At 44.7% G+C, this 8,831-nt stretch carries 10 protein-coding genes; 7 read left to right on the top strand and 3 right to left on the bottom strand.

Going from position 1 to position 8,831, the window contains the following annotated elements; genetic code table 11:
- Positions 1 to 184: 184 nt before the first annotated feature.
- Together DS742_RS28100 and DS742_RS28095 are read right to left on the bottom strand one after the other, a co-directional pair.
- Complete coding sequence (locus DS742_RS28100; RefSeq protein ID WP_147325901.1) at positions 185 to 370, bottom strand: hypothetical protein; 186 nt, start codon at positions 368 to 370, stop codon at positions 185 to 187.
- Positions 371 to 457: 87 nt separating this feature from the next.
- Positions 458 to 958 carry a DUF4489 domain-containing protein gene (locus tag DS742_RS28095; RefSeq protein ID WP_117420204.1) on the bottom strand — a complete coding sequence of 167 codons (501 nt, stop codon included), beginning with the start codon at positions 956 to 958 and terminating at the stop codon, positions 458 to 460.
- Between the two features lie 775 nt (positions 959 to 1,733).
- On the opposite strand from DS742_RS28095, the gene DS742_RS28090 reads away from it, so the two are divergent.
- The 7 genes from DS742_RS28090 to DS742_RS28060 all read left to right on the top strand — a co-directional run bounded on the left by DS742_RS28090 (position 1,734) and on the right by DS742_RS28060 (position 7,451).
- Positions 1,734 to 2,540 (top strand): tyrosine-protein phosphatase, encoded by an 807-nt coding sequence (locus tag DS742_RS28090; protein WP_117420203.1) that lies wholly within the window; start codon positions 1,734 to 1,736, stop codon positions 2,538 to 2,540.
- Positions 2,541 to 2,657: 117 nt separating this feature from the next.
- Positions 2,658 to 3,290 carry an MBL fold metallo-hydrolase gene (locus DS742_RS28085; protein ID WP_117420202.1) on the top strand — a complete coding sequence of 211 codons (633 nt, stop codon included), beginning with the start codon at positions 2,658 to 2,660 and terminating at the stop codon, positions 3,288 to 3,290.
- A 36-nt stretch (positions 3,291 to 3,326) separates the two neighbouring features.
- Complete coding sequence (locus DS742_RS28080; RefSeq protein ID WP_117420201.1) at positions 3,327 to 3,854, top strand: V4R domain-containing protein; 528 nt, start codon at positions 3,327 to 3,329, stop codon at positions 3,852 to 3,854.
- 40 nt (positions 3,855 to 3,894) lie between these two features.
- Positions 3,895 to 5,169 carry a sensor domain-containing diguanylate cyclase gene (locus DS742_RS28075; RefSeq protein ID WP_117420200.1) on the top strand — a complete coding sequence of 425 codons (1,275 nt, stop codon included), beginning with the start codon at positions 3,895 to 3,897 and terminating at the stop codon, positions 5,167 to 5,169.
- Between the two features lie 146 nt (positions 5,170 to 5,315).
- Positions 5,316 to 6,098, top strand: a complete 783-nt coding sequence (locus DS742_RS28070; RefSeq protein WP_117420199.1) for an AraC family transcriptional regulator — start codon at positions 5,316 to 5,318, stop codon at positions 6,096 to 6,098.
- 23 nt (positions 6,099 to 6,121) lie between these two features.
- On the top strand, positions 6,122 to 7,042 hold the full coding sequence (locus DS742_RS28065) for a DMT family transporter (RefSeq protein WP_117420198.1): 921 nt from the start codon (positions 6,122 to 6,124) through the stop codon (positions 7,040 to 7,042).
- Positions 7,029 to 7,451, top strand: coding sequence for a DUF2000 domain-containing protein (locus DS742_RS28060; RefSeq protein ID WP_117420197.1), 423 nt, complete (start codon positions 7,029 to 7,031; stop codon positions 7,449 to 7,451). Before DS742_RS28065 ends, DS742_RS28060 begins: the two co-directional genes overlap by 14 nt.
- Before the next feature lie 266 nt (positions 7,452 to 7,717).
- On the opposite strand, the gene DS742_RS30175 is transcribed toward DS742_RS28060, so the two are convergent.
- The gene (locus tag DS742_RS30175; protein ID WP_437126234.1) at positions 7,718 to 8,545 is read right to left on the bottom strand and encodes a hypothetical protein; all 828 of its coding nucleotides are present in this window, start codon (positions 8,543 to 8,545) and stop codon (positions 7,718 to 7,720) included.
- Between the last annotated feature and the right edge of the window lie 286 nt (positions 8,546 to 8,831).

Here is an 8,831-nt window from a genome sequence, read left to right as displayed (position 1 = left end):
TATTTTCACCTTTCAGTTCTGAGGAATGAAATCCTAACCGATTAAATAAAATGACGAATACAGGAGTTTGTTGACGAAATCATACTGCCAATATGAAGTTATGGCAGGTTTTATCATCTTGAATGCCAGCTCCCGGTGATGAAAACCATGCAGATATCAATTCCTGAAATCGACGGGTATTATTTTAACTTCTGCGGAATTCCACAGAAGTCCGAAAAATCTTGCAGTTATGCGGCTTTCTCTTCTTAACAGGAGTGTTATTCATCGAAAGCCCCGGCTGGTGGGAGATAGCCTTATTGTGTATAACCCTGTCCTGAACCTGACGGTACCGAAACCGCAGCCACAGCCAACGGACTGTCGTTTTCATCAAAAATCACTTCCTCCTGTGTGGAAAGCTCTTTAAATTCGGCGGAATCAGGAGTGATTCGCCCTTAGAGGATTTTTTGACTTTGTAATATCATTGGTGGGTTATCATACAATCGCGGCCATTTTCGGTAATAATGGCGCTGAGTGTTGCCCCACCGATAAGAGGACTGACATTAAACGTAACTACAACCAGATAGGTGCAGCAGTCATTCATACAGGAATCACAATCACATTCATTAAAATGAAAGGAATCAGATACCGTTGTAGCAACTGACCTGGAATATTCATAAATTCCGCCAACCGGAATAGGAGCCATCTGGCCTGAACACTGTTTGAATATTTGAAATCGATAGCTGCCTATTACGCCTGTAGTAATATTTGCAGTAAATGAAAGCAGGATACAGGGATGCTCAAATCCAGAAGTATTAATCTGTAATTCAGCAATCGTATGTGTTATATCTACTCCAGTTAAATTTGGAAAGGCAACAAATCCTGGACTACCGCATCTTAATACAGTTGCGTTTAATTTCTCTTGTTTATTCACACAACAACAGTCATCGTAGTAGTATTCACAATCACAATCATGATTCATACAAAAACCTCCATTGTTTATGGACTATTTCAATATATTTGATAACGATTTTATATTTTTTACCCGCATCTTATACATTATTATAATACGATAATTTTAGAATTGTGAGCAGCACGGGATAATTAGCCTTAAATGGCATACTCATGATATATCAGGGCTAAGTCCCGCTGATCCACGTTACAGCCTTAACAAAAATTTTTATTTCATTTGAGAATATCAGTTTTTGTCGGTGACAGCTCGTGCAAATTTTGCACATACTGAGATTTCGTATGACTCTTGGTTTTCAAAAACATTTTTTAAAGTCAGCAGCAGTAGTGGCGCAAAGGCTATACATTTTTTTGCGCGTGATTTCGCATCCACACTCAGTTTGAACTTGTAAGAAATCTTTACAAGTTGAGGTTTTTAATAATTCGTATATAGATTTAGCAGTTCATAGAAATGCAAGAATTAAATCTCTTGGAAAATGAAACTTTACTTGGAAACAGCAGAAGTAAAAAAGTATCTTGATATTCCCCTATAAGGAAATAACACATCCAAATATCAAAGGTTGTCAAAAGTTGACCTTCGTTCCACTATCAATAACATACAGGAAAGCAGTATAATAATATAGTTTAGTTGAAAGAAAACCGGCAGGATGAGAAACATCCAGGCCGGTTTTCATGTTATGATGGCAAGTTAAACGGAAAAGAAAATGACAGCGCAGCCAACGGAGTTTATACAACTATATAGCAATAGCGGAAACTATGAACCTGAACAAAAGTAAAGGAGTGAGCATATGAACAACATACATAACAGAAATCAAATACTATTTACTGATAATATTGCTAATTTCAGAGACTTGGGCGGCTGCCCGGTACAAGGTGGGAAACAGGTTAAACCGGGTCATTTTTATAGGAGCAGTGTACTTTCCAAGCTACAGCAAGAAGAACTTGATCTGCTGTCAGACCTGAACATTCAGATGATCGTGGATTTCAGGTCCCCGTCTGAAGTGAGAAGCGAGCCTGATGTGGTGCCTCCCAGATGCCAGTATTACAATTTTTCTGCCATCGATTTTGGGACTGAGAGCGACAGCGCTGAAGTCAATTCAGATATGAAATCAATAATGATGGCAGTTATAGAAAAGAAAATCCAGCTCGACAACACGGAATCTTTAACCGCTCAGTATGAGGCTATGGCAGCGGACAGTTCTGCATTCAGGCAGATGTTTCAGCTAATCAAAGCAAACCCCAAAGCTCCATTACTGTTCCATTGCGCGGCAGGAAAAGACCGCACCGGCGTGGCTGCGGCGCTCATCCTGCTTTGCCTGGGTTCTACGGAGGAAACGATAATCGAGGATTATTTGCTCTCGAATATGTATAGAGCGGCAGAGAATGAAAGAATTATAAAGGAGCTATCTGAGGCAACGCAGGATAAAGCCCTCCTGAATGCTTTTCTGGTGCTGCTTGGCGTTGACGCAGCCTACCTACACGCATTTTTTTCCAAGGTGCAGGAACTTTACGGCAATTGGGACAGTTATTTTGAGCAGGCGATTTCCCTTTCGCCTGTCGAACGTGCGCAAATGAAAGAAAGATATTTGATTTAAAGGAGCGGGCAATGTATGGTAATTTTTGGCCTGAACAGAGTGGCGGTTGAAATCCCGAAAAATGATATAGCTCGACAACGAGAGGTACATACAGGTTCTTGAGAAGGAGAAAATCAAATGAGTGTGATTGAACGTATTCAATGCGGAAATGGAAACTGTTATCTTGTTTACGAAGGAAGTAATGCCATTTTAGTAGATACTTCCCGGACACGATTCAGAGAAAGAATTCTGCAAGCGTGTAAAAAGAAAAAGGTGACCCTTATCGTTTTAACGCATGGGCACGTTGATCATATCCAGAATGCCGCATTTCTGTCCAAAGAATTAAACGCTCCCATTGCCATGCACAAGGCGGATTACGCATTGTCCCAAAATAATATGCTGGAACCATTGACTGCACATACTCTGTTGGGAAAGCTTGTATTGGCTCTGTCCATCAAAAGCTTTCAGCAGGATGAAATTGAGGCTTTTGAGCCGGAAGTGTATCTGCGGGAAGGGAACTCTTTAGAACACTACGGAATAAATGCAACCGTTATAGAGTTACCCGGACATACAAATGGCTCTATTGGCTTAATTGTTGACGAAACAGATATTATCGTAGGAGATGCTTTGATGAATCTGTTCTACCCGTCACGCTCCAAGCTCTATGGCGACAGAGATATGATGGAGAAAAGTGTAAAAAAGCTGAGTGATTATAAACATGTTAGGATCCATTTTGGACATGGCAAATCCGTTACCAATAAAAATTGGTAATACAAACGATCTACAGCATTGTTAGGAGGATGATATATGAAATATGAAAATAAACCGTCCACATTTACCTGGGAGAATCTTGGGGATATCAGCCAGGGCAGAAAAACCCTGGGTACAGATATGCCTGTACTTATGTATCGTCTTTTCCAGTATACCCTAAAAGACATTTTGGTACGTGAATATGATATGGAAACGGCCTGCAACCTGTACCGCGCAGCCGGGCATCTGGCCGGCACGGAGTTGGCAAAAAACATACTGGACCTTTCCGGTGATTTTGATTTTTTTATCGCCAACCTGACAAACAAACTGAAGGAGCTGAAAATAGGCTATCTTCGCATTGAAAAGGCTGACATGGATTCCCTGACTTTTACCCTGACTGTATCAGAGGATCTGGACTGCTCCGGTCTGTCCGTTTGCGGCAAGGCCGTATGCAATTATGACGAAGGTTTCATTGCAGGAATACTGGAAGTTTACAGCGGCCGCAAATTTACCGTAAAGGAAATCGATTGTTGGGCCATGGGGGGCAGGACATGCCGGTTTGCGGCAACGGCACAGCAGGAGTAATCTTGTTACCAAAAAAGACGATGGAGGGAGGTGACGCAGGATGGATGCTGAAAGCCGAAAAACACTGGTTGCTATTCAAAACATGCTGGAGCAACTGTTGTCCGGACAGCCGGCAGACACAATAGGATTCAAAACCCCGATGCCTGAACTGCAAAAGATCACAGAGCAGCTTAATCAGCTGAGCCGGAACTTAGATGAAATGAATAATCTGGCGGCAGATCTGTCCGAAGGCTGGCTGGACGGTACCCTTCCTCCCCGGCATAACTATATGGCCGGTCCGCTCAAGCAGCTTCACTCCCAGTTGTCTATATTTACGTGGAGCTTGCGGCAGCTGCAGGCAGGATATGTCGTCGGCAAGTTGGAGAATACCGGTGAATTATTTGCCGCACTTAACGGAATAATCGATCAGGCGGCGACTCTTTCCACCCAGGAAACTGATGACGCGGCTTCCGTCAACAGCTGGCGTTACCATCAGCTTCTCCAAACTCTCGACCTGCTTCATATTATGATCCTGGAGGTGGATAATAGCGGTCATGTCGTATACGCAAACCGCTCCGCCAAGGAAAAACTGGGTGATATTCAATTTATCACTGTGGAGCAGGCAGGAAACAAGGTACTGGAGCTGGTTGCACAAAACAAAGAAGGAAATGCGTTTCCGGTTCACCGTGAGATTTATGAGGAAAGCAGCAACCTGTGGTACAGGGTTACGTCCGACCGCTTTTTATTTCCTAACGGGCATGCCTTTTATTTCAATACAATTGAAGATATTACCGAATGGATAGTGAAGGAACATCAGTTAAAGATGTCCGCAGAGATGGATGAACTGACCGGCGTATATAATCGGAAAGTCGGATGGGAAGCTCTGGAACAGATTTTAGCCCACCCGGAACAGGCAGGAACACATTGTATTGCATTTATTGACATTGACGGCTTGAAAGCCATTAATGACCGTTATGGTCACAGTGAGGGCGACTATACCATCAAGAGTATTGCCAGTGCCCTTTTGTCTACCATCCGGGTTTCTGATGACGTCTGCAGATATGGCGGGGATGAATTCTTTATTATTTTCAAAAACTGCACCGAAGAAACTGCGAAATCAATTATGGTACGGTCGGATGAACAGGTAAAGGTACTGAATATCCAGGCGCAAAAGCCTTACAAGCTGTCTTTCAGCTACGGGATCATCCCTGTTACCAATTTCTCAGAATCTGCTGCGGAACTGCTGAAACGGGCTGACCATAAGATGTATCTGGACAAGAAACGAAAAAGATTAAATGGTAATAATACAAACCCTAACAATGTCAACTCTCCGTAGTTTATTAAAACAAGCGAAAAGTCATCAGGGCAATATCATACAAGAATGTTCTTGCCGGTTGTGATACGCTAAGTCTGAGACCATCAGGAAAGGAGGACGAATATACGAAACAAGAGATAAGAACGGTAAAATACGATACGGAATTGATGATAGAGGCCTATCATTTTCAAGGAATCATGCAGAAATTCCCCAATCACTTCCATGGGTATTATGTCATTGGTTTTATTGAGAAGGGCAAGCGGTATTTATCCTGTAAAAACAAGGAGTACACTATTGAACCGGGAGATTTGCTGTTATTTAATCCCCACGATAATCATGCGTGCGAGCAGATCGATGGCAAAACGCTGGATTACCGCTGCATCAACATCCAGCCGGACACCATGAGCAAAGCCGTCTTTGAGATCACAGGAAAGATGGAGTTGCCCTATTTCACGCCGCAAGTGGTTTTTCACAGTGAATTGGTTCCTTTATTACATGAGCTGCATCAAAATATTATGCAGGAAGAAACGGATTTTAAAAAAGAAGAAATTTTCTTTTTTCTGTTGGAACAGCTGATGGAAGAATATGCGGATCAAGAGGTGACAGCAGCGCGTGCAGAACAAAGCGCAGAGGCCAGAGTCATTTGTGAGTATCTTGAAAAGCACTATATGGAAAGCATTGCTTTGGACGACCTTTGCAAGCTGACCGGGTTGAGCAAGTATTACCTGCTGCGTATCTTTACGAAGCAAAAAGGAATTTCTCCATACAGCTATCTTGAAACGATACGGATTGATAAAGCAAAGAAGCTGCTGGAGCAGGGTGTGCCGCCCATTGATGCGGCCCTGCAGACGGGCTTTAGCGACCAAAGCCATTTCTCCAACTTTTTCAAGAAGTTCATCGGGCTGACTCCAAAGCAGTACATGAACATTTTCAAGGATGTCGGCTGCTGAGCCTTTGCAGAGGAAGGATTTTCATGAACAGAAAAAAAGAGGTTACAGGACACTTACTTGCGTTTATTACGATCTTTATATGGGGAACCACCTTTATTTCGACAAAAATTCTTTTAAAGAGTTTTTCCCCAGTTGAAATACTATTTTTACGGTTTACAATCGGATTCCTTGCACTGTTTCTGGCTTACCCTCGTAGGCTCAGAGTCACGGAAAGAAAGCAGGAGCTGTACTTTGCCGCGGCGGGTTTATGCGGCGTCACACTCTACTTTTTGCTTGAAAATATTGCGCTGACGTATACCTTTGCCACCAATGTGGGCGTGGTCGTTTCGATTGCCCCTTTTTTTACGGCGCTCCTTGCCCATTGGTTTTTAGACGGCGAAAAACTGCGGGTACCGTTTTTTATAGGATTTATCGTGGCGCTGTTTGGCATATGCCTCATCAGCTTCAATGGGGTCAGCAACCTTCAATTAAATCCACTGGGCGATATCTTGACCGTGGCGGCTGCCGGCGTATGGGCTGCCTACTCAGTTTTGACGAAAAAAATCAGCGGCTTTTATTACAACACCATTCAAACAACCCGCCGGATTTTCTTTTATGGATTGGTGTTTATGATCCCCGCATTATTCCTATTTGGGTTCCGACCCGACATGAGCCGACTGATCCAACCAATTAACCTGTTCAACATACTTTTCTTGGGGCTTGGGGCATCCGCAGTATGTTTCGTCACATGGAACTCTGCGGTGAAAATACTGGGTGCGGTAAAAACCAGTGTGTACATTTATCTGGTTCCGGTGGTCACTGTTGCCACTTCGGTCATGGTTTTACGCGAAGAAATTACAGGCATGGCTGTGCTGGGAACCATATTTACACTGGCGGGATTGGTTCTTTCCGAACGAAAAAACCGGGTAAAATCAAAAGGAGAACTGGAACATGAACGAGGTTGATATGAAATGTGTTATGGTGATTGATTCGGAGCTACCAGTTGGTATTGTGGCAAACACATCCGCCGTTTTGGGGATCACGTTAGGAAAACTCGTTCCTGAGTTGGTGGGACACGATGTAACGGATGCTTCCAGCCAAGCCCATTTGGGCATCATCAAGATTCCCGTCACCATGCTGCGCGGGGATAAGGAAATCCTGAAGAATTTGCGGGAGCGTTTGTATGGCGTGGATTTCAGCGATTTGATCGTTGCTGATTTTTCGGATGTTGCGCAGAGCTGCAAAACATACGATGAATACATTGTAAAAGAAGCCGTGGCATTTGAGCAGGACCATACTTATTTAGGCATTGCCATTTGCGGTAGCAAGAAAAAAGTTAACAAGCTGACAGGCTCTATGTCGCTGTTAAAATAATGTGCGCGATTAATTATGATAAAAAATACCAACAGGCAACCAAATATGAAAACACAAAACTCCCGCAGGATAAATACGGGAGTTTTGTGTTCCAATACCTTGAGACGCCGGTATTCCAATGGCATGAACTGAAACTGTTCTTTAAATGCGGCTGCAAATTTCCCATGGTTGGCACAGCCAACCTTCTTAGCAATCTCAGAAGTGGGCATTCGGGTTTCAATAAGCGTCTGAGCGGAGTAGGATCAGTTATTTTAGGAAACCGTTGCTTAATTTCCAATTCTTAAAACAGTGAGGATTGCATTTATATTTGGGCCTAATTCAACAAAAACATCATCGGGGCTTAGTATGGCTAAATCCAAAACATCATTCTCACTGAGTGAGACAATGGAATTTACTGTTAACGTTGCACGCATACTGGATGAAACAATAGTTGATATCAATTCAGGAGCTGAAAGAACCCCATTCACCCGAACCCCAACACTTAAACCAATGTTTGTTCCCGAAACACTTTGCGGCATGATAGAAAAGCTCACTGAGTACGTGCCAGCGGAATTAATCGTTATGCTGTTGCTGCCTAATATAACGTTTTCACTTGCCAATACGTCAGGGAGTGGAACCGTAAAACTAATGCCATCAAGAATTTGAAGTACTGCGACATCATCATTATATAAACCACCAAAAGCAGTAATCGCTTCAGGTCCTGTAGCTCCAGTATCGCCGGTGGGGCCTGTTTCGCCTTGTGGGCCTGTCGGACCAGTATCACCTTGCGGACCAGTGGGGCCGGTATCGCCCTGAAGACCAGTGGGGCCAGTGTCGCCCTGCGGACCGGTGGGGCCGATATCACCTTGCGGACCAGTGGGGCCAGTATCACCCTGCAGACCTGTTGGGCCAGTATCACCTTGCGAACCAGTAGGACCGGTATCGCCCTGTGGGCCTGTGGGGCCAGTATCGCCCTGCAGACCTGTGGGACCAGTATCCCCCTGCAGACCTGTGGGTCCAGTTTCCCCCTGCGAACCAGTGGGACCAGTGTCGCCTTGCAGACCTGTGGGTCCAATTTCGCCCTGCGAACCAGTGGGGCCAGTATCACCCTGCAGACCTGTTGGGCCAGTATCACCTTGCGGACCAGTGGGGCCGGTATCGCCCTGCGGACCAGTGGGGCCAGTATCGCCTTGCAGCCCAGTGGGGCCAGTATCGCCCTGCGGACCAGTGGGGCCGGTATCGCCTTGCAGACCAGTGGGGCCAGTATCGCCTTGCAGCCCAGTGGGGCCAGTATCGCCTTGCAGCCCAGTGGGGCCGGTATCGCCTTGTAGACCTGTTGGGCCAGTATCACCTTGCAGGCCAGTGGGGCCGGTATCGCCTTGTAAACCAATAGGGCCGGGA

Origin of the sequence: Lacrimispora amygdalina (genome assembly GCF_003432035.1) — a bacterium.
Lineage (GTDB): Bacteria > Bacillota > Clostridia > Lachnospirales > Lachnospiraceae > Lacrimispora > Lacrimispora amygdalina.
Note: the sequence above shows the minus strand (reverse complement) of the source record. Positions and strands in the feature narration are given on the sequence as shown.